The organism is Bacteroides sp. HF-4919 (assembly GCF_018860125.1).
On the sequence record NZ_JAHKNF010000007.1, the window covers coordinates 244678 to 267522 of the forward strand.

Annotated in this window: 17 protein-coding genes and 2 pseudogenes; 15 read left to right on the forward strand and 4 right to left on the reverse strand. The window is 44.2% G+C overall.

All coding sequences use genetic code 11. The features are described from left to right. Positions 1-126 precede the first annotated feature (126 nt). Positions 127-828: a Crp/Fnr family transcriptional regulator gene (locus KO473_RS13905; protein ID WP_005775777.1), complete on the forward strand. Its 702-nt coding sequence runs from the start codon at positions 127-129 to the stop codon at positions 826-828. 45 nt (positions 829-873) lie between these two features. After that, complete coding sequence (locus KO473_RS13910) at positions 874-3318, forward strand: beta-N-acetylhexosaminidase (protein WP_005818656.1); 2445 nt, start codon at positions 874-876, stop codon at positions 3316-3318. A gap of 335 nt (positions 3319-3653) precedes the next feature. Here KO473_RS13910 and trxB read toward each other — a convergent pair whose 3' ends face one another. From trxB to KO473_RS23795, 4 genes and pseudogenes are all read right to left on the reverse strand, one after another. Continuing rightward, entirely contained in the window at positions 3654-4601 is a 948-nt protein-coding gene (gene trxB / locus KO473_RS13915) for a thioredoxin-disulfide reductase (RefSeq protein WP_005775774.1), read from the reverse strand. Positions 4602-4657: 56 nt separating this feature from the next. After that, positions 4658-5299: a LolA-like putative outer membrane lipoprotein chaperone gene (locus KO473_RS13920; RefSeq protein WP_005818655.1), complete on the reverse strand. Its 642-nt coding sequence runs from the start codon at positions 5297-5299 to the stop codon at positions 4658-4660. 24 nt (positions 5300-5323) lie between these two features. Continuing rightward, positions 5324-6961 (reverse strand): annotated as a pseudogene (locus KO473_RS13925) (DNA translocase FtsK); the annotation flags it as partial. Positions 6962-7080: 119 nt separating this feature from the next. After that, a pseudogene (locus KO473_RS23795) lies at positions 7081-7813 on the reverse strand (DNA translocase FtsK 4TM domain-containing protein); the annotation flags it as partial. A 112-nt stretch (positions 7814-7925) separates the two neighbouring features. On the opposite strand from KO473_RS23795, the gene KO473_RS13930 reads away from it, so the two are divergent. The 13 genes from KO473_RS13930 (at position 7926) to KO473_RS13990 (ending at position 22809) form a co-directional block, all read left to right on the forward strand. Continuing rightward, complete coding sequence (locus KO473_RS13930) at positions 7926-8561, forward strand: DUF5063 domain-containing protein (RefSeq protein ID WP_005818653.1); 636 nt, start codon at positions 7926-7928, stop codon at positions 8559-8561. 6 nt (positions 8562-8567) lie between these two features. Continuing rightward, on the forward strand, positions 8568-9215 hold the full coding sequence (locus KO473_RS13935) for a 3'-5' exonuclease (protein WP_005775769.1): 648 nt from the start codon (positions 8568-8570) through the stop codon (positions 9213-9215). A gap of 27 nt (positions 9216-9242) precedes the next feature. After that, the gene (locus KO473_RS13940) at positions 9243-10421 is read left to right on the forward strand and encodes a class I SAM-dependent rRNA methyltransferase (RefSeq protein ID WP_005810026.1); all 1179 of its coding nucleotides are present in this window, start codon (positions 9243-9245) and stop codon (positions 10419-10421) included. A gap of 339 nt (positions 10422-10760) precedes the next feature. After that, positions 10761-12020 carry a nucleoside permease gene (locus KO473_RS13945; protein ID WP_032538140.1) on the forward strand — a complete coding sequence of 420 codons (1260 nt, stop codon included), beginning with the start codon at positions 10761-10763 and terminating at the stop codon, positions 12018-12020. Positions 12021-12022: 2 nt separating this feature from the next. Continuing rightward, complete coding sequence (locus tag KO473_RS13950) at positions 12023-12592, forward strand: bifunctional nuclease family protein (protein WP_005775764.1); 570 nt, start codon at positions 12023-12025, stop codon at positions 12590-12592. A 5-nt stretch (positions 12593-12597) separates the two neighbouring features. Further along, entirely contained in the window at positions 12598-13287 is a 690-nt protein-coding gene (locus tag KO473_RS13955; RefSeq protein ID WP_122130471.1) for a 16S rRNA (uracil(1498)-N(3))-methyltransferase, read from the forward strand. A 26-nt stretch (positions 13288-13313) separates the two neighbouring features. Then, a complete protein-coding gene (locus tag KO473_RS13960) occupies positions 13314-14867 on the forward strand; it encodes a DUF4836 family protein (protein ID WP_005775762.1) in 1554 nt (517 codons plus the stop codon). A 10-nt stretch (positions 14868-14877) separates the two neighbouring features. Then, positions 14878-15522 (forward strand): ATP-binding cassette domain-containing protein, encoded by a 645-nt coding sequence (locus KO473_RS13965; RefSeq protein WP_122130489.1) that lies wholly within the window; start codon positions 14878-14880, stop codon positions 15520-15522. After that, on the forward strand, positions 15519-16724 hold the full coding sequence (locus tag KO473_RS13970; RefSeq protein WP_122130472.1) for an ABC transporter permease: 1206 nt from the start codon (positions 15519-15521) through the stop codon (positions 16722-16724). Before KO473_RS13965 ends, KO473_RS13970 begins: the two co-directional genes overlap by 4 nt. 219 nt (positions 16725-16943) lie before the next feature. After that, positions 16944-17864, forward strand: coding sequence for a tRNA (adenosine(37)-N6)-dimethylallyltransferase MiaA (miaA, locus tag KO473_RS13975; RefSeq protein ID WP_181996040.1), 921 nt, complete (start codon positions 16944-16946; stop codon positions 17862-17864). A gap of 224 nt (positions 17865-18088) precedes the next feature. Further along, positions 18089-19015: a diacylglycerol kinase family protein gene (locus KO473_RS13980; RefSeq protein WP_005810037.1), complete on the forward strand. Its 927-nt coding sequence runs from the start codon at positions 18089-18091 to the stop codon at positions 19013-19015. Between the two features lie 15 nt (positions 19016-19030). After that, on the forward strand, positions 19031-19834 hold the full coding sequence (gene kdsA / locus KO473_RS13985) for a 3-deoxy-8-phosphooctulonate synthase (RefSeq protein ID WP_005818640.1): 804 nt from the start codon (positions 19031-19033) through the stop codon (positions 19832-19834). A gap of 155 nt (positions 19835-19989) precedes the next feature. Further along, positions 19990-22809 (forward strand): pitrilysin family protein, encoded by a 2820-nt coding sequence (locus tag KO473_RS13990; protein WP_005818638.1) that lies wholly within the window; start codon positions 19990-19992, stop codon positions 22807-22809. Positions 22810-22845: the final 36 nt, after the last annotated feature.

Genomic DNA, 22845 nt, shown 5'->3' on the forward strand with positions numbered 1-22845 from the left:
AACCCTGCATACATCTGTGGAATCTGCGGTATTGCAATGCCAACATGGCAAACTTTTCCCAAAACTATTCCGTTTTTCATTTTTTCTTTCTACATTTGTGCTTTATAACACAGTTTTGCAGCAGTCATGGTAAAGATGAATTTGTCAGAAATAAACGTTCCCGAACGTATTGCAGAGATGTGGGCTCCTCTAAACGCAGAGCAGAGAGAGTTCCTGGCCAATAATTTCACTCTTCAGAATTACAAAAAGAACGAAACAATCTATTGCGAAGGCGAATCGCCTGCCTATCTGATGTGTCTCCTTAGCGGAAAAGTTAAAATCTACAAAGACGGTGTAGGAGGCAGAAGTCAGATTATCCGCATGATAAAACCTACGGAATATTTCGGTTACCGGGCTTATTTTGCCAAAGAAGACTATGTGACCGCCGCTTCCGCATTCGAACCTTCAACTATCTGCCTGATTCCCATGAGTGCCATCATGACACTGCTCGGCCAGAACAACGACCTGGCCATGTTTTTCATTCGCCAGTTGTCTGTTGACCTCGGTATCGCCGACGAAAGAACTGTGAACCTGACCCAGAAACATATCCGCGGACGCCTGGCCGAATCGCTACTCTTCCTTAAAGAGAGTTACGGACTGGAGGAAGACGGCTCTACCCTGAGCATCTATCTGTCCCGTGAAGACCTGGCCAACCTGTCGAATATGACAACTTCCAATGCCATACGCACGTTGTCCAACTTCGCAACCGAACGCCTGATCACCATCGACGGAAGAAAAATCAAGATCATTGACGAAGAAAAGCTTAAGAAGATCAGCAAAATCGGTTAAGACGCTTCGTCACTATTTAATAACTTAACACATATTTATCAGACCATGAAAAAAGGAATTACTCTTCTTCTTTTGTCTCTACTTTTCATCGCCCCCGGATGTAAACAGTCAAAAGAAGCCATCGTGAACGAGTACAATATCGTTCCGTTGCCCAACCAAATGATTCCCCAACAGGGGCGATTTGAAATAAGTAAAAAAGTAAGAGTCATCACTACTGCTTGCACACCGGAAGTACAGACCATTGCCGACAGCCTTATCAACCGATTGAAGTTGACGTCCGGAATCACAATGAAACAGACTTTCGAAAACATAACGGACGAGCCCGTCATCCGCTTTGTCCCCCAGGACGGAATGCCCGAAGAAGGATATAAACTCTCGGTCACACCGCAGAATATCACTCTCAGCGCCTCCACCCCCAAGGGATTTTTCTATGCATTACAGACCCTTTACCAATTGCTTCCTCCCGCCGTATATGGCACAGAGAAAGTAAAAAACGCAGAATGGTCAGTGCCGGCTGTCGAGATAGAAGACGCCCCGCGCTTTGCATACCGCGGTATGATGCTGGACGTATGCCGCCACTTCTCTCCAGTGGAATATGTATATAAGTTCATTGACATGCTGGCCATGCATAAAATGAATACCTTCCACTGGCACCTGACTGATGATCAGGGATGGAGAATTGAAATCAAGAAATACCCGAAACTGACCGAGATAGGCTCCAAGCGCAAAGAGACACTGATAGACTATTATTATGTGAACTATCCGCAAATATTCGACGGCAAAGAGCATGGCGGATATTATACACAGGAACAGATCAAGGACATTGTAGACTATGCTGCCAGTAAATTCATCACTGTAATCCCTGAGATCGAAATGCCGGGACATGCAATAGCTGCCATCGCTTCTTATCCGGAGCTTTCGTGTACACCGGACAGTACATGCGATGTGACGGGAACCTGGGGCGTATTCGAAGAGGTATTCTGTCCTTCGGATACCACTTTCGAGTTCCTTGAAGGAGTGATGGACGAAGTAATGGATCTCTTCCCAAGCAAATATATCCACATAGGCGGTGACGAATGTCCGAAAACGGCCTGGATCAAAAGTGAATATTGCCAGTCACTGATTAAACAACTGGGACTGAAAGACGATGTCACTCCCAACGTTATTGACGGGAAGAAGCATACCAAAGAGGAGAAATTACAGAGTTACTTCATCACCCGCATGGAGAAATACCTGAACAGCAAAGGACGCAACATCATCGGGTGGGACGAAATCCTGGAGGGCGGGTTGGCCCCGAATGCTACCGTCATGTCCTGGCGGGGAGTAGAAGGCGGAATGAATGCAGCCAAAGCCGGTCACAACGCTATTATGACTCCGAATCCATACGCTTATCTGGATCAATATCAGGAAGAACCGGAGATAGCCCCCGTTACTATCGGCGGATATAATACACTTAAAAAAACCTACAGTTATAACCCGGTACCGGACGATGCAGACGACCTGGTAAAAAAACACATCATCGGAGTACAAGGCAACATTTGGACCGAATACATGCCGAGCGACAATAACCGCGACTATCAAGCCTTCCCGCGCGCAATAGCTATTGCCGAAACCGGTTGGACACTGAACGCAAACAAAAACTGGAATGACTTCTGCCAGCGCATGGTTGAAGATTTCCGGCGAATGGACGTGAAGAATGTAAAAGCCTGCCGTAATTTCTTCGACGTGAACATAAATACTCATGTAGACGAGAGTGATACGCTAAAAGTGATACTGGAAAGCTTTTATCCCAATGCGGAAATTCATTATACAACAGATGGAAGTACTCCAACCGTAGAATCACCCCTCTACAATCGCCCTTTCACCCTCTCGGGCGAAATTGAAGTGAAAGCAGCCGCTTTCAAAGACGGACAGATGCTGGGCAAGGTCACCGGAAAGAAACTGTACGGCAACCTGATCAGCGGAAAGAGCTTCACAGTCACTCCGGCCATTGGAGGTGCCAAAGGCGACATCTTTGGTGAAAATGACGTTCTCGGCACGGACATAAGTACCTTCGGGCTTACCAACGGTAAACGCGGGAACACCGCCTCTATGACTCCGTGGAGCGGATTCCGGATGGATGATAACTGCAAAGAGATGGTATTCATCGTCGAATTCGATAAGCCCACTACTGTCAGCAAAGTAGTCTTCGGTTCGCTATACAACCCTGCATCAGTTATCCTCCCTCCGAGTGTTGCCACCATCGAAACCTCTTCCGACGGACAAAAATACAGCAAAGTCGCAGAAGCTTCCTTCAAACGCAACTATCCGGAAAGAGGCAGAAAGGCATTTACAGACACCTTAGCCTTCGAACCGAGAGAAGTAACCTATCTCAAAGTCACCCTTCAGAATGGCGGTACTTTGCGAAACGGCATCGACTTCGTAAAAGACCCGGGCAGCAAAGAGGTGGTTCAGGCAAACCTGTATCTGGACGAAATTGAAGTATACTAATTTGTTTTTCCATCGATTGACGATTACATAAAAATAAATAATCCCAATTATCTTCTTCTCAATGTAATCTGTTAATCGGTGGTGAAATGAAAACTACCGGAAAAAGAACTTCATCTATCCGGATAAGTGATAAATATAAAACAGAATCAAGCCTGAGATGACTCTGATACAACATATAGAATTGAACAAGACGAATTTGTAGGGTGCCATAGGGGCTTGATCTCGCAAAATCAATAAAGAAATAAGAAGTTATAAAAAAACTACCGGACGCAACCAGCTCTCTCTTATTAAGCATGGTTGCGTCCGGTATATTAATAAACAATATCTTACGACTATCAGATCAATCCCTTCTCCGACAGATAACGCTCAGCCTCAATGGCAGCCTTACAGCCGCTTCCTGCAGCAGTAATAGCCTGGCGATAATGTGAATCGGCTACATCGCCAGCCGCAAACACTCCGGGAACCTTGGTACGGGGACTATCACCGTCAGTGATGATATATCCCACCTCATCAGTATCCAGATAAGGTTTGAAAATGTCCGAATTAGGCTTATGACCGATGGCAAGGAAAAATCCGTCGATAGGCAACGAATAACGTTCTTCGTCCGGTTCTTCCCAACGTTTTACGAGATTCATACCTTCTACACCGTTATCTCCAAAGAGTCCGACTACATTATGCTCGAAAAGGACTTCAATCTTATCGTGCTTCATCACACGCTCTTGCATGATCTTTGAAGCACGAAGATAGGGTTTGCGTACAACCAAATAGACTTTAGAAGCGAGTCCGGCCAGATAGATGGCTTCTTCGCAAGCAGTATCGCCACCACCCACAACGGCAACTACCTTTTTGCGATAGAAAAATCCGTCACAAGTAGCACAAGCACTGACCCCCATACCGGCATATCTCTTTTCATCATCCAAACCTAAGTATTTGGCTGTGGCACCGGTAGCGATAATCAATGAATCGGCTTCAATTACTTTTTCACCATCAATCGTGATTTTGTAAGGAGCTTGGCCAAGGTCGGAAGCAGTAGCGATTCCAAAACGGATATCAGCACCGAATCGTTCGGCCTGTGTACGAAGATCTTCCATCAATTGCGGTCCGCTGATTCCCTGAGGATAGCCCGGGAAATTTTCTACATCGGTAGTCGTGGTCAACTGTCCACCCGGTTGTATTCCTTCGTAAAGCACCGGTGACAAATTTGCACGTCCTGCATAAATAGCGGCTGTGTAGCCGGCTGGTCCTGAACCTATAATAAGGCATTTAATTCTTTCTGTTTCCATATTCCTTTTTTACATTCTACGATTTATAATAAACGATCGAAGTTACTCCTCTTGACCTATCGGAGATCGATCACCTCGGCATGAGGATAGAGCTTCTTATCAAACACAAACATACTGTCGGCATATTTCAATCCTGTCTGATAGCTGGTCACCGTGATTTCGCTACGGCTCTTATCACGTTGTTCCATCAGAATGAAGAGTGGCTGGTAAGTGTCTTTACTGACATAAAGCACAATTCGTGATAAATCCCGTTTCTTGTCGGTAGCAGTCAGCACCACTTCATAAATCGATTTGCCGCCAAAATTCTTCAGTGTTCCAAGCTTATAGCTGAAACCATGGCGATAAATCTGCAAAAGTGCGTACGGATTAAGACTTTGCAGTTCGACTCCGGTTGGATTGCTGATATTGACCTCGTCACTACCTGCCAGATAACTCCATTGGGTCTTGCCATCAAACCACGTGGTACCATCGTCCGTTTTCAGCACGAACTTCTCTCCCTTGAGTTCAATGACTCCGGCAGATTGTCCCGCCATCCGGCCTTTATTGAACACCGTCACGTTGAATCCCGCACGAATCCCCCCTGCTTTCTCAAATGTGGCTGCCGTTTTATCAAGCACAACCTTTGCCTGCATTTGTTGTTGCGCAAACACAGGCAAAGTCAGTAAAGCTATCCAAATGCTAATTATAATCTGCTTCATTGTATACACTCATTTAACGTTTGATTATTGAATATTGTTCAAACGCATTTCAAGGTCGTTCTCGTCAACACAAAGTACGTCGCGCGCCTTGCTTCCTTGCGAAGGACCCACAATGCCGGCCTTTTCAAGCTGATCCATCAAGCGTCCGGCACGGTTATAGCCAATGGAGAATTTACGCTGTATCAACGAAGTTGACCCTTGCTGATGAATTACGATCAGGCGGGCAGCATCTTCAAACAAAGGATCGAGGCGCCCCATATCGACATCTCCCAGATCGCTTCCGCTGTCTTCGCTCACATATTCGGGCAGGAAGAAAGCGGTAGGATATCCTTGTTGGCGTGAAATATATTTGGTAATTTCTTCCACTTCCGGCGTATCGATAAAAGCACACTGCACACGCACCGGATCAGCCCCTTGCAAGAAAAGCATATCACCACGCCCAATCAGTTGATTGGCTCCCGGACGGTCAAGGATGGTACGTGAGTCCATCATGGCCGACACACGGAACGCAATACGCGCCGGGAAGTTGGCTTTGATAGTACCGGTAATGATATTTGTAGTCGGACGCTGGGTTGCAATAATCATGTGGATACCTACGGCACGTGCCAACTGCGCAATACGGGCAATCGGCAACTCGATCTCCTTGCCGGCAGTCATGATCAAGTCTCCGAACTCATCGATGACTACCACAATATAAGGCATAAATTTATGCCCTTTCTCCGGATTCAGGCGGCGGTTGATGAATTTCTCATTGTACTCTTTGATATTGCGTACATGTGCCATTTTCAACAGATCGTAACGACTGTCCATCTCTACACAGACTGAGTTGAGGGTCTGCACCACCTTGGTCACATCGGTGATGATAGCATCCTCACCATCGGGAAGCTTCGCGAGAAAATGATGCTCAATAACAGAATAAATACTGAACTCTACCTTTTTAGGATCCACCAGAACGAACTTCAGTTCGGCAGGATGCTTCTTGTAGAGCAATGAAGTGATGATGGCATTCAAACCGACAGATTTACCCTGTCCGGTAGCACCTGCCACCAGCACATGAGGCATTTTGCAAAGATCTACCATGAATACCTCGTTCGTAATGGTCTTACCAAGCGCAATGGGCAAATCGTATGTCGATTCCTGAAACTTCTTACTGCCGATGATGGACTGCCCCGAAACAATCTTAGGATTTGAATTAGGTACCTCGATACCGATTGTACCTTTTCCCGGTATAGGAGCTATAATACGGATACCCAAGGCAGAAAGGCTTAAAGCGATATCATCTTCCAACCCACGAATCTTTGAGATGCGCACTCCCTGTTCCGGAGTGATTTCGTAAAGAGTCACCGTAGGACCTACCGTAGCTTTAATCGTACTGATTTCAATACCAAAACTACGCAATGTATTAATGATACGGTCTTTATTTGCGTTCTGTTCCTCCATATTGATGGTAGGCTCACTATTTTCATAGTGCTTCATCAAATCGATAGTAGGGAAATGATAGTTTTCCAGATCCAACTTTGGATTATAGGGTTCGGTTTCCGTTCCCTGATAACTTTCGTCATCGGCAGCAGCCTCTATTTCAAACTCAGGCCCGTTATCTGCCGACTCTGCCCGAAAAGGGGGTACAGGATCAGGAGTTGTCTGTTCGAAAGTCATGGTGACATCACCATCGGTTGCCGTATTTCTGCTTTCCGTAACTATTGGAGACTCAGAAGGAGACTCGACAAGCAGATCGGATACGGTAGGAGTTTCCACCTTCTTCACCGGTATCTCCTGACGGAAAGTGCGATTAACATCGAATTCCACTTCCTGAGGTTTCGGATTATCATATTCACGGGGATCGGAATCCTGCTTCACCTCTGAATGTTCTTCTTTTTGTTTGCGTTTCAGGAAACTAAGAGTGAAAAGCTTACGCAACCAGATGACTGTGCGGGCACTCATATATATAAGAAAACAAATGCCTGTCACCAAAAGAATAAGCCAAACACCGGGAATACCGACCTGCGAAATAAGCCAGTTACTGATATTATATCCATGCAATCCCCCCAGATAAATGAATGAATCCTGATAATGATCCATAAAAATAAAGCCCAGGAAAACGGAAAACCAAATGAGCAACAGCGTACATCCGATGAACCACTTCCAAAGACGCACCACACGCACACGCATCAGCTTCAATCCGGCTACAGCCAGATAAACCAAAATAAAGAAAGAGGAGACACCAAAACAGTCATTGATCAGATAACTTGCCAGCTGAGCTCCCCGGGAACCTGCATAGTTTTTTACATGATTATTTACAGCAGCAAGATCCTGGGCATTCCCGCTATCAATGATACTCTGGTCGGCTGCTCCGGTGAAAAAGAAGGAGGTAAAAGCCAGCAACAGATAGACTGAAAAGATGACCAATACCAATCCGATCACAAAGTGGATTGTTTCGTTTCTGAAGAAAGCCAAGTACTTATTTGTGGAAGCCGGCTTCTGTTCTGCTTCCTTATCTGATTTCTTTTTTGCCATGTGGATGAAGAATCTTAAGCTATATGATTAATGATGCAAAAGTAGTAAAAAAAAGAATTTCATTGGACTACCCACAACTTTTTCTTACCTTTGCGTTTCAATTCAAGCTGATATGAAAAAAGAAAGCCAAGTAATATTTGATAAGAATGTGATAGAATTCGTTACGGTAGCTGCCGAGTTCTGCGCTTTTTTGGAACGTGCCGAAGGCATGAAACGTAGTATGTTTGTTGACACCACCCTGAAAATTCTTCCTTTACTTTATCTAAAAGCGTCCATGCTTCCAAAATGCGAAATGATAGGCGACGAAGCACCGGAAACATATGTGACGGAAGAAATATACGAAGTGTTGCGCATCAACCTGGCATCCGTATTGGCGGAAAAGGACGACTATCTGGAAGTATTCCTGCCCGACATGGCTTACAGCGATGAACCCATCAAAAAGAATATTTCGGAAGACCTGGCCGATATCTATCAGGATATTAAAGATTTTATCTTTGTATTTCAACTGGGATTGAACGAGACGATGAATGACTCCCTTGCCATTTGCCAGGAAAACTTCGGACTCTTGTGGGGACAAAAACTGGTAAATACCATGCGTGCCCTGCATGACGTGAAATATAGTCCGAAGGCCCGGGGAGAAGACGAAGAGGAGGATGAATACGAACCCGAAAACAATGAAGACTGTCACTGTGAAGATGACGACTGCCATTGTCACGATCATGGCTGTCATTGCCACGACGATGAATAAACGAATATGATTTTAAAAAGAACCATAAGCAAAGAAGAGGTGAAGGAGATGCCCAAAGCGGCATTCCCCGGACGGATTCATGTAATACAAACTGAAAGTGAAGCGGAAAAAGCAGTGGCTTATCTGCAATCCCAGGCAATTCTGGGCATCGACAGCGAAACCCGTCCCTCATTCACCAAAGGACATTCCCATAAAGTAGCATTGCTCCAGATTTCATCTGACGAGTGTTGCTTCCTGTTCCGCCTGAACATGACCGGGCTGACCCAACCCATCATAGAGTTGCTTGAAAATCCGGAAGTGATCAAAGTAGGACTCTCGTTGAAAGACGACTTTATGATGTTGCATAAACGGGCTCCTTTCAACCAGCAGGCATGCATCGAGTTGCAAGAGTATGTCCGTCCGTTCGGCATTCAGGATAAAAGCCTGCAAAAGATATACGGTATCTTATTCAGGGAAAAAATCTCAAAATCACAACGTCTTTCCAATTGGGAAGCAGATGTACTGACGGATGCCCAAAAGCAATATGCAGCCACAGACGCATGGGCTTGCCTCAACATATACCACCTACTGCAAGACCTAAAGCGTACGGGTAATTACGAACTGGCCCCGGAAGAAGAAACCGTAGAGACGGTGAAAGCAGGTTCGGATCAATGATAAAAATAAAAACAACATAATAAATTTATGCATAAAGTATATCTTAAACCCGGCAAAGAAGACTCACTGAAACGGTTCCATCCCTGGATTTTCTCCGGGGCCATTGCTCACTTCGACGGCGAACCCGAAGAAGGAGAAGTAGTGGAAGTGTATACCTCAAAAAAAGAATTCATAGCTAAAGGGCATTTCCAAATCGGAAGCATTGCCATACGTGTTCTTTCCTTTAAGCAAGAAGAGATCGACCATGACTTCTGGAAGCGCAAGTTGGAAGTGGCTTATGACATGCGACGCAGCATCGGCATCGCTACCAACCCGACTAACAACACTTACCGCCTGGTACATGGAGAAGGCGATAACCTGCCAGGACTTGTTATCGATGTTTATGCCCGGACCGCCGTAATGCAGGCACACTCTGCCGGCATGCACGTAGACCGCATGGCCATTGCCGAAGCATTGTCCGAAGTGATGGGCAACCAGATTGAAAATATCTACTATAAATCGGAAACGACTTTGCCATTCAAAGCGGACCTTTTTCCGGAAAACGGTTTCCTCAAAGGAGGAAGTAACGACAACATCGCTCAGGAATATGGATTAAAGTTCCATGTAGACTGGCTGAAAGGACAAAAAACGGGATTCTTCGTAGACCAACGCGAAAACCGTGCTTTGTTGGAACGTTATGCCAAAGACCGTTCGGTATTAAACATGTTCTGCTACACCGGCGGATTCTCCTTTTACGCCATGCGTGGAGGTGCCAAACAGGTACATTCGGTAGACAGTTCTGCCAAGGCCATTGATTTGACTAATAAAAATGTAGAATTAAATTTCCCGGGTGATACCCGTCATGCGGCTTTTGCAGAAGATGCTTTCAAATATCTCGACCGCATGGGCGACCAATACGATTTGATCATCCTCGATCCGCCGGCATTCGCCAAGCACAAAGACGCATTGCGCAACGCCCTCCAAGGTTATCGCAAACTTAATGCCAAAGCATTTGAGAAAATTAAACCGGGCGGTATCCTGTTCACCTTCTCTTGTTCACAGGTGGTGACCAAAGATAATTTCCGTACTGCTGTATTCACAGCAGCAGCCATGTCCGGTAGAAGTGTACGCATACTGCATCAGTTGACTCAACCAGCAGATCATCCGGTAAATATCTATCATCCGGAAGGCGAATATCTCAAAGGATTGGTACTGTATGTCGAATAATCGCCTTAATAGCATAAAAGCAGAAGCTACAAAGTTAATATGAGTTAACAAACAGAAGATTTTCACCAAATCGTTATGTTCTATAACATAAAACCCTTTATCTTTGCAATGTGTTTTTCATGGTATTAGATTTAAGGTTAATAAAGATTGGCTGTCTGGGATAGATAGCCTTCTTTTTTTATATACCCTTTCCTTCTTTGCATTTCCAATTTTCTTTTGCTATTTTTCCCTTTCTTCCTCCCTTTTATCCTGTGCTTTTTCCACTCTGTCAACTAAAAATATTATATTTGCAGCTGATCTGCCATATATTGGCACGACGGGAAACACATCAATAAAGTTATGAATATAAAAAATCGTTTGATTATTATGAACTTCCTGCAATTCTTTGTATGGGGGTCGTGGTTAATTTCATTAGGTGGCTATATGGAAAGAGGCCTCCATTTCGAAGGTGGACAAATCGGAGCTATCTTCGCTACAATGGGAATCGCATCTATCATCATGCCGGGAATAACCGGTATTATTGCCGATAAATGGTTCAACGCCGAACGTCTTTATGGTATTTGTCATTTATTAGGAGCCGGCTGTTTGTTTTACGCATCCACCGCTACCGACTATAATCAAATGTATTGGGCCATGTTACTCAACCTGATGGTTTACATGCCTACCCTTTCCCTTGCCAATACAGTTTCATATAACGCACTTGAACAATATAAATGTGATTTAGTAAAGGATTTCCCGCCTATCCGCGTATGGGGAACCATCGGTTTCATCTGTGCCATGTGGGCAGTAGACCTTACAGGATTCAAGAACTCCAGTGCACAACTTTATGTAGGAGCAAGTTCAGCCTTACTTTTGGGGATATATTCTTTCACGCTGCCTCCCTGTCCACCGGCGAAGAATGAAAATAAAACTTTATTGTCTTCTTTCGGACTTGATGCCCTCAGCCTGTTCAAAAGAAAAAAGATGGCTATTTTCTTCTTTTTCTCTATGCTATTGGGTGCGGCATTGCAAATTACAAATACTTATGGTGATGCATTCCTGGGTAGTTTCGCCAAAATACCCGAATTTGCAGATTCCTTTGGTGTCAAACACTCGGTAATTCTACTATCTATCTCACAAATGTCCGAGACCCTGTTTATCCTGGCCATCCCCTTCTTCTTGAGACACTTCGGAATCAAGCGTGTCATGCTGATCAGTATGTTCGCCTGGGTATTCCGATTCGGGCTGTTTGGATTCGGTGATCCGGGTACGGGCATCTGGATGCTGATTTTATCCATGATAGTATATGGTATGGCATTTGACTTCTTCAACATTTCCGGTTCTTTATTTGTTGAATTGGAAACAAAACCTGAGACAAGGGCCAGCGCACAAGGCTTGTTCTTCATTATGACAAACGGACTTGGAGCCGTCATCGGAGGATATGCCAGCGGTGCTGTAGTGGACGCATTCTCCGTATACGAAAACGGAATGTTGGTAAGCCGAGATTGGCCGACCATCTGGTTTATATTTGCAGCATACGCACTGGCCATCGGCATTTTATTTGCCGTTGTTTTCAGATACAAACATCAACCGGGAGAACTTAAGAAAGTGAATAATTAACAATGGATAAGAAAGTAGAACTACAGGTATTGAACATTTCTAACAGTCAGGCGCAGGTGGGTGCCTATGCAATGGTACTGGGAGAAGTAGATGGCGAACGGCAGTTACCTATCATAATAGGACCAGCCGAAGCGCAAGCCACAGCCATTTGCCTGAAAGGAATAAAAGCCCCTCGCCCGCTGACACACGATTTATTTTACTCGTGTCTGAATGTTCTGGGAGCATCTTTGCTCCGGGTACTGATTTATAAAGCAAAAGAAGGTGTCTTTTATTCGTATATCTACTTTAAAAGAGACGAAGAGATTATCCGGATAGACGCACGTACTTCGGATGCGGTAGCATTGGCCGTGAGGGCAGATTGCCCCATATTTATATACGAATCTATCCTTGAACGCGAATGCATTCGGATGACAGACGGTGCTGAACGTCCTGATTCACCGGAAGAAGATGATAACTCACGTACGGAGGCAGTCAGCATCATTTCCCTTGAAGAAGCCTTAAGCAAGGCCATTCAAGAAGAGAATTATGAACTTGCCGCCCGACTGCGTGATGAGATAAACCGACATAAATAAAAGATATGCACGTATTTTATACCCCTGATATACAAACCAATGCTGAGCTTCCGGAAGAGGAGGCACAGCATTGTGTGCGTGTGCTCCGTCTGACAACCGGAGACGAAATCACCCTGACCGACGGTAAAGGAAACTTCTATCGGGCAGAGATCAGTGCAGCAACCAATAAACGTTGCCTGGTGAATGTTAAAGAAACTATTCATCAAGAGCCTTTATGGGAGGGCCATCTGCATATTGCCATGGCACCGACCAAGAATATGGACCGTAATGAATGGCTCGCTGAAAAAGCGACAGAAATAGGTTTCGATGAATTGACGTTTCTGAACTGCCGCTTTTCCGAACGAAAAGTGATCAAGACGGAACGTATCGAAAAGATATTGGTATCGGCCATCAAACAATCATTAAAGGCACGCTTGCCCCGGTTGAACGAAATGACTGACTTCAATTCGTTCATTGAAAAAGATTTCTCAGGACAAAAATTCATAGCCCACTGTTATGAAGGAGAGAAACCTCTCCTGAAGGATGTACTGAAAAAAGGAGAAGATACATTAGTATTGATCGGGCCGGAGGGCGACTTCAGCGAAAAGGAAGTGAAAAAAGCCATCGAAAAGGGATTCATCCCGATCAGTTTAGGCAAATCACGACTACGAACAGAAACGGCGGCATTAGTGGCTTGCCATACAATGAACATGTAATTTACAGAACTAAATATATAGTAATTATGGTAAAACGAATGATTTCCCGACTTTCGGTACTGGGAGTACTGATCGTTTTCATGGCAGCCTGCTCAAAGAAAGCGGAATATATCCATGTGATTCCTGCTGACGCTTCGGCTGTTGCCTCCGTCAATCTGAATACGCTTGCCGACAAAGCCGGCCTGAATGATAAAGAAAACGAAGGAATGAAACAAAAAATGATGGAAGCCCTGAAAAGCGGAATGAATGCGGCCGCCTTCCAGCAATTGGAAAAGATAATGAAGGATCCTTCCCAATCGGGTATCGATATCAAGGCCCCCGTCTTTGTGTTTACTTCCAAAACGTTCATTACCCCCGCTATGGTTGCCAAGGTTAGCAATATCGACGACTTGCGTGCTTCTCTTGACTTAATGGCCAAAGAGGGAATCTGCCAGCCGATAGCAGAAGAAGACGGATACAGTTTCACTACTCTGCAAAAAAACAGCTTGTTGGTTTTTAATGAAAACGCAGCAGTCTTGACAGAAGCCTACGGAACTTCACAAATGGATGTTGCCAAACAAACCATCTCTACTTTACTAAAACAGACGGAAGAGAACAGTATCATGAAGAACAGCGGTTTCAAAAAGATGCAAAATCAAAAAGGAGACATTAACTTCTTTGCTTCAATGGATGCTGTTCCTAAGATATACTCACAACAAATCAGTATGGGACTTTCTTCACAACTCGATCTAAGCGAAGTAATGGCCGTAGGCAATCTCAACTTTGAGAAAGGAAAGATAGCTCTGCAGATTGAAACTTATTCGGATAACGCCGAAACAGACGCACTGCTAAAGAAGCAGGCTCAAGCTGTGAAAAAACTAAATACAACTTTCCTCCAGAATTTCCCGGAATCGACTCTTGCCTTTCTAAACATAGGAGTCAACGGGGCAGCATTCTATGACCTATTGCTCAACAACGAAGAATTCCGCAGAAACGTTTCCCTTGCAAAAGCCGAGGAGGTGAAAAGTTTATTCGCATCTTTCGATGGTGATATCTCTATCGGTCTGATTAACGTAACCATGAACAGTGCACCCACTTTCGCTGCTTATGCCGACGCAAAGAACGGAAATGCCTTGAAAGCATTGTACGATAAAAAGAAAGAATTGAAATTAGGTAGAAATGAAGACATCATCCAACTGGGCGAAAATGAATACGTTTATAAGTCCAACACCAATAATGTGTTCTTTGGCATCCGTAACAAACAAATGTATGCCACCAATGACGAGCTCCTCTACAAGAATATCAGTAAGCCGGTAGACAAATCAATCAAAGATGCCGGATATGTATCGGATATGAAGGGCAAAAATGTGTTCTTTGTCATCAACATGGATGCCATTTTAGATCTTCCTGTCGTGAAAATGATAACCGGTTTCGGTGGCGAAGAATACCAGACTTACTATAAACTTGCTTCACAGATTTCTTATATTGAAGCATTCAGTGACAGCGAAGGTAAGACTGAAACAGCCATTCTCCTGAAAAACAAAGATGTCAACGCTTTAAAACAGATAGTAGACTTTGCCAAGCAATTTGCCGGCATGTAACCTTCAGCGTATGAACAGCATTCACTTACAGCAAACACTTCCCCAAGTGTTTGCTGAGCGTAACTCGGTCATTTCGGATGTATGGCATCAAGACCTCTTTTTCCATAAAGGAAAATCTTACTTGATCGAAGCAGCATCCGGTACCGGAAAATCATCGCTATGCAGCTATATCTATGGCTACCGAAACGACTATCAAGGAATTATCAATTTCGATGAAACCAATATAAAAGCATACTCGGTGAAGCAATGGGTTGAACTCAGGAAGCATTCACTAAGTATGCTATTTCAGGATTTGCGCATTTTCACAGAGCTGACTGCCATCGAAAATATCCGGTTAAAGAATAACCTAACCGGATATAAAACCCGGAAAGAGGTATTGGCATTGTTCGAAGCACTGGGACTTTCGGACAAGTTGAATGTAAAAGCAGGAAAACTATCTTTCGGACAACAACAAAGAGTGGCGTTCATCCGGTCACTTTGTCAACCCTTCGACTTTATTTTCCTGGATGAACCCATCAGCCATCTTGACGATGACAACGCACATATCATGGAAGAGTTAGTGACGGGAGAAGCCGAGAAACAAGGGGCGGGTATCATCGTGACGTCCATCGGAAAGCATATCGAGTTAAAGTATGACAGAATGTTAAAATTATGAACAACTTAGTCTGGAAGCTGCTCCGCCAGCATATCAGCATCGGTCAGTTGACCGGTTTCTTTTTTGCCAACCTTTTCGGGATGGTCATTGTGTTGCTCAGCGCACAATTCTACAAAGATGTACTTCCCATCTTTACCGAAGGGGATAGTTTCATGAAGAAAGATTATATTATTGCTACCAAGAAAATCAGCACATTAGGCACTTTCGCAGGTAAGAATAACACCTTCTCCCCCAAAGAAATCGAGGAACTGAAACAACAGTCATTCACCCGAACAGTAGGCGCTTTCACCCCTTCGCAATTTAAAGTATCCGCTGGTTTGGGAATGCAGGAAGCAGGAGTACACCTTTCTACGGAAATGTTTTTCGAAGCCGTCCCTGACGAATTCGTAGACGTCAACCTCGACAAATGGTACTTCGATGAAAATACCCATACCCTCCCCATCATCATTCCACGCAATTATCTGAACCTGTATAACTTTGGTTTTGCCCAAAGCCGAAACCTGCCTAAACTCTCGGAAGGTCTGATGAGTCTGATCCAGATGGACATCCTGATGAAGGGGAATGGACGGGTAGAGCAATACAAGGGGAATATCGTCGGCTTTTCCAACCGGTTGAACACCATTCTGGTTCCACAGTCTTTCATGGATTGGGCTAACAAGAACTTCGCACCGGATCGTCAGGCAGATCCTTCACGACTGATTGTTGAAGTAAACAACCCGGCTGACGCCTCTATCGCAAAATATTTTCAGCAGAAAGGTTATGAAACGGAAGACGGGAAACTGGATGCCGGTAAAACGACTTATTTCCTGAGACTGATTGTGGGTATCGTTCTGGCTGTGGGACTGTTCATCAGCTTGCTCTCTTTCTATATATTGATGCTCAGCATTTTCTTGTTACTGCAAAAAAACACCACCAAGCTGGAAAGCCTGCTTCTGATAGGATACAGCCCTTCGAAAGTGGCACTCCCCTATCAGACCCTGACAGTAGGACTTAATATTGTAGTGATGTTATTATCCATAGGAATTGTTTCGTGGACACGTGCATCTTATCTCGAAACACTAAACTCACTTTTCCCACAGATACCCTCCGGATCACTTTGGCCCACATTCACTATCGGCATATTGCTGTTCTTACTGGTATCATTCATCAATATTATTGTTTTGAAAAAGAAGATGTTATCTATATGGATGCACAACGCATAAGAGAGATTAGGACATAAAAAAAGGAGCAACGCCTTGCTCCAACCTTTGTTAACCTTAAATCTAATACTATGAAAAACACATTGCAAAGATACGCACTCTTTGGTTATCTGCAAATAATACAAGAAAAAAAGCATGTTTTATAACACCATTTAAGAGTTTAACATCTGCTTTTCACTTCCTTTTTCATATCTTTGTCCAATCATTAATAAAGTTATGACCATGCCGGACTATGATCTGATTGCCATACTTGGCCCCACCGCTTCAGGTAAAACCCCTTTTGCTGCCGCATTAGCTGCAGACTTAGATACTGAAATCATCAGTGCCGATTCACGCCAGATTTACCGGGGAATGGACCTCGGAACAGGCAAAGATCTGGAAGATTACACCATCAACGGGCAGCAAATTCCCTATCACTTGATCGATATTGCCGACCCGGGTTATAAATACAATGTTTTTGAGTATCAACGTGATTTCCTGACAGCTTACGAGACTATTAAACAAAAAGGGCGCCTTCCCGTTCTATGTGGAGGTACGGGACTGTATCTGGAATCGGTACTGAAAGGATATCGCCTGATTCCCGTCCCCGAAAATCAAGAATTGCGCACACGTCTGGCGGAAAAATCATTGGAAGAACTGACCGGCATATTAAGCCAGTATAAGACACTTCATAACTCGACAGATGTAGATACCGTTAAACGGGCAATCCGCGCCATCGAAATTGAAGAATATTACGTAAAGACGCCGATAGAAGAAAGAGAGTTTCCACAACTGAACAGCCTGATTATCGGAGTGGACATCAACCGGGAGTTACGACGGGAAAAAATCACCCGCCGGCTGAAGCAAAGGCTGGATGACGGCATGATAGAAGAGGTACGCCGCTTATTGGCACAAGGAATCCATCCGGATGACCTGATTTATTATGGGTTGGAATACAAATACCTGACTCTACATGTTATTGGGAAAATGACGTATAAGGAAATGTTCACGGGCTTGGAAACTGCCATTCATCAGTTTGCCAAACGGCAAATGACCTGGTTTAGGGGAATGGAACGAAGGGACTTTACCATTCATTGGGTAAATGCTTCACTTCCGATGGAGGAAAAGATTAACTTTGTAAAGCAGAAACTCAAAGAGTTTTAGTAACTTTGGCGAAGTTCTTAACAGCCTTTGCTTTGTTCATCAACTCGTCCCGCGTATGCGGGACGAGCTAAAGGACGAGGGAAAAGCTAATAAATAACCAATGTCAGACGGTTAAAGTACGGTAAGTCCGTTGTTAATAAACGAATGATCTACCGTTTAAGCAAGAAACCGGTTCGCTGACAGAGAGATTGAATTAAAAGTACGAAATAATAAATGTAAAATCCATGAGCGTAGAACCTGGAAAATGGGGTGTAATCTACAATCCCAAAGCAGGCACACGAAAAGTGCAGAAACGATGGAAAGAAATTAAAGAGTACATGGACTCTAAAGGAGTGTCATACGACTATGTGCAGTCCGAAGGTTTCGGTTCAGTAGAACGACTTGCCGGAATTTTGGCCAACAATGGTTACCGAACCATCGTAGTTGTGGGGGGAGACGGTGCACTTAATGACGCCATCAACGGCATTATGAGCTCGAATGCAGAAAAAAAAGACGAAATAGCCATTGGTATCATCCCTAACGGAATTGGAAACGACTTTGCCAGATATTGGGAACTGAACCTGGAATATAAGCAGGCAGTGGACTGGATCATTAACAACCGCCGAAAGAAAATAGATGTAGGTTACTGCAATTTTTACGATGGCGAGAAGCACCGGCGACGTTATTTCCTGAATGCCGTTAACATAGGGTTAGGGGCACGTATCGTAAAAATCACCGATCAAACCAAACGTTTCTGGGGCGTAAAGTTCCTCTCCTACCTGGCAGCTCTTTTCCTGTTGATATTCGAACGTAAGCTATATCGCTCACATCTCAAGATTAACGACGAACATATACGCGGCCGGATCATGACAGTCTGTGTAGGAAGCGCTACCGGATACGGACAAACTCCAAGCGCTGTTCCTTATAATGGCTGGTTAGATGTATCAGTCATCTACCGTCCTGAGTTCCTGCAAATAATATCCGGACTTTGGATGCTTATCCAGGGACGTATCCTGAATCATAAAGTCGTGAAGTCTTATCGCACCCGGAAAGTAAAGGTATTGCGTGCACAAAATGCCGCAGTCGACCTTGACGGACGTCTCCTGCCACGTCATTTTCCCATCGAAATAGGAATTATTCCGGAAGCAACCACATTGATTATACCCAATTGATAAAATATAAATGTTATGATAGAACAACTGAAAAACAATAAGACGGGAAACTTCTTCCTATTGGCCGGACCATGTGTTATCGAAGGTGAAGAGATGACCATGCGAATTGCCGAAAGAATAGTAAACATCACCGATAAACTGGGAATTCCTTATGTATTCAAAGGTTCATATCGCAAAGCTAACCGCTCACGCATGGATTCATTCATGGGAATTGGTGATGAAAAGGCATTAAAGGTTCTCGAAAAAGTGCACAAAACCTTCGGAATACCTACCGTAACAGATATTCACGCTGCCGACGAAGCGGCCATGGCGGCCAGTTATGTAGATATTCTGCAAATCCCGGCCTTCTTGTGCCGACAGACGGACTTGCTGGTGGCGGCAGCTAAAACCGGAAAAACGATTAACATCAAAAAAGGACAGTTTCTCTCCCCACTCGCCATGCAATTTGCAGCCGACAAAGTGATAGAAGCCGGAAACAAGAACGTGATGCTGACTGAACGTGGAACAACATTTGGTTATCAGGACTTGGTGATTGATTACAGGGGTATACCGGAAATGCAATCTTTTGGTTATCCGGTCATTCTGGATGTAACCCACTCATTGCAACAACCTAATCAGACAAATGGAGTAACGGGAGGAATGCCGCAATTGATTGAGACGGTGGCCAAAGCCGGTATCGCTGTCGGTGTCGACGGACTTTTCATTGAAACGCACGAAAATCCCACAGTAGCCAAAAGTGACGGTGCCAATATGCTGAAGCTTGACCTATTGGAAGGATTATTGACTAAACTGGTGAAAATTAGAGAAGCGATTATGTGATTTACTTCCCGGCAATGCGACTGATAGAAAAAACAGAAACAAGATTATTCACCACAGAACGCACTGAAAGCACAGAATCTTGTATATAAAAACATCAAAAACGAGAGTGTGATCAGTGTATGCTGCGGTAGATAGAATTCAAAAACAGTATAGCAATGAAACATTTATTCCGTGGTTTACTTTTCGTTGCAGTCATTTTATGCTGCAACTTCCAGCAGGCCTTTGCACAGCAAATGCCGCCTATCCCTATTGACAAGAATGTACGTATTGGAAAGTTGAACAATGGTCTGACCTACTACATCCGTAAGAACAATCTGCCCGCCAACCGAGCTGACTTTTACATTGCCCAGAAAGTGGGTTCTATTCAAGAAGAAGAAAATCAACGCGGATTAGCACATTTTCTGGAACACATGTGTTTCAATGGGACAACCCACTTCCCGGGTGATGCCTTGAAGCAATATCTGGAGCGTATCGGTGTTAAATTCGGGGAAAACCTGAATGCATACACTTCTATTGACGAAACGGTTTACAATATCTCCAATGTACCGGTCAACACTCCCGGAGCAGTAGATTCTTGTTTACTGATCCTCCATGACTGGAGCAATGACCTGACCCTCGATCCGAAGGAAATTGATAAAGAACGGGGTGTTATCAATGAGGAATGGCGTACCCGTATGAGTGCCATGATGCGTATGCAAGAGAAACTTCTACCGATGATGTATCCGGGCGACAAATATGCCAACAGTTTCCCCATTGGCACCATGGACGTAGTGATGAACTTCAAACCACAAACACTGAGAGACTACTATGAAAAGTGGTACCGTCCGGACCTACAGGGAATCGTCATTGTCGGTGATATCGACGTAGATGCCGTAGAAGCCAAGATCAAAACAATGTTCACCGATATTCCGGCACAGCCGAATGCCGCCGAACGCATCTATTATCCGGTTGCCGATAATAAAGAACCGATCATCTGTATCCTGAAAGATAAGGAACAACCTCATGTACAAGTTCTTCTTTTCAATAAGCACGAAGCAATTCCTGACAATCAGAAAGGCAATGTGGACTACCTGATACAGCAGTATGCCAAGGATCTGATCAGCAGTATGCTGAACGCACGTTTAAATGAATTGGCACAAACGGCCAATCCGCCCTATATCTATGCCGGAACGCAAGACGGCAACTTTTTCGTAGCCAAAACCAAGGATGCCTTTCTCGGAGTTGTAGTATGCAAAGAAGACAGTATTGATAACGGCATCGCTACCTTGTTGCGCGAAATAGAACGTGCCCGTCAGTTCGGCTTTACCGAAACGGAATACAACCGTGCCCGTGCGGAATACCTACGCCAATTGGAATCGGCCTACAACGAACGGGATAAGCAGAAAAATAATAAATATGTAAACGAATATGTCCGTCATTTCCTTGATAACGAACCAATACCGGGTATTGAAAACGAATATACTTTTATCAATCAGATAGCTCCGAATATTCCGGTGGCAGCAATCAACCAATTGATGAAAGGGCTTATTACGGACAATAATCAGGTAGTAGCTCTTTTCGCTCCTGAAAAAGAAGGTCTGAAACTGCCTTCCGAAGCGACCATAAACAAACTGCTGAAAGATACAAAAGCGGAGAAACTGACTGCTTATGTAGACAAGGTATCAGATGAACCTTTGATGGCCGAAGCTCCGAAAGGGGGGAAAATTGTTTCCGAAACGAAAGATGACATCTTTGGAACAACTACTCTGACTCTATCTAACGGGGTAAAGGTAATTATAAAAAAGACCGATTTCAAAGCAGACGAAATCCGTATGAAAGGTGTCAGTCTGGGAGGCAGTTCTTTATTCCCCGATTCGGAAATCATTAATATAAGCGGTCTGGATGCTGTCGGCGCTGGTGGCTTAGGTAACTTCAGTGCGGTAGATCTTGAGAAAGTGCTTGCCGGAAAAAAAGCATCGGTCAATTACAACATCTCACTCACGACCGAAAACGTTTCAGGAAGTTGCTCTCCCAAGGATTTTGAAACGATGATGCAGCTCACTTACCTCACATTCACCGCCCCGCGCAGAGACAACGATGCATTTGCATCTTATAAAAGTCGTAGTAAAGCAGCGTTAAAAAATCAGGAACTGAACCCGAATGTGGCATTCAACGACTCCATTCAGGCCGGTGTTTATATGAATCATCCGAGAGCCAAACGCATAAAAGCCGATATGGTGGATCAGATGGATTACAATAAGATTCTGTCTATGTATCAGGATCGTTTTAAAGATGCAAGCGACTTCACATTCATCTTTGTCGGCAATGTAGATGTAGAAAAGATGAAACCGGTCATCGCAGAATACCTGGGTGCACTCCCTGCCATCAATCGTCAGGAGACTTTCAAAGATAACAAAATAGAAGTGCGTCAGGGTGTTTACAAGAACGAATTCACCAAGAAACAGGAAACGCCCAAAGCTTCGGTATTCGTGTTTTATAGCGGAGACTGCAAATATGATCTGAGAAACAACCTTCTGCTCGGCATGACAAGCCAGATACTCGATCTGGTTTACACAGAAAAAGTACGTGAAGACGAGGGAGGTACCTATGGAGTATACGTAGGTGGAAGGTTACAAAAATATCCCAAAGAAAAAATATTTTTGCAGATTATCTTCGATACAGCCCCCGATAAAAAAGAGAAATTGATGAAAATCATCTTTGACGAGATAACCAACATAGCGAAAACCGGTCCGTCAGAAACCAACTTGAATAAGGTGAAAGAGTACATGCTGAAAAAGCATACCGAGGACCTGAAAGAGAATAGCTACTGGTTGGGAAGTATCGACGAATACCTGTATACCGGCGTTAACCGTGTGAATGACTACGAAAAGATAGTCAACAGCATTACGGTAAATGATATCCGGAAATTCGCAGACGACCTGTTCAAACAAAAGAACGAGGTGGAAGTGACAATGGTCAGTGCGGAAAATAAATAATCAATCCTAAAAGCAAAGAGCATCAAAAAATCTTTT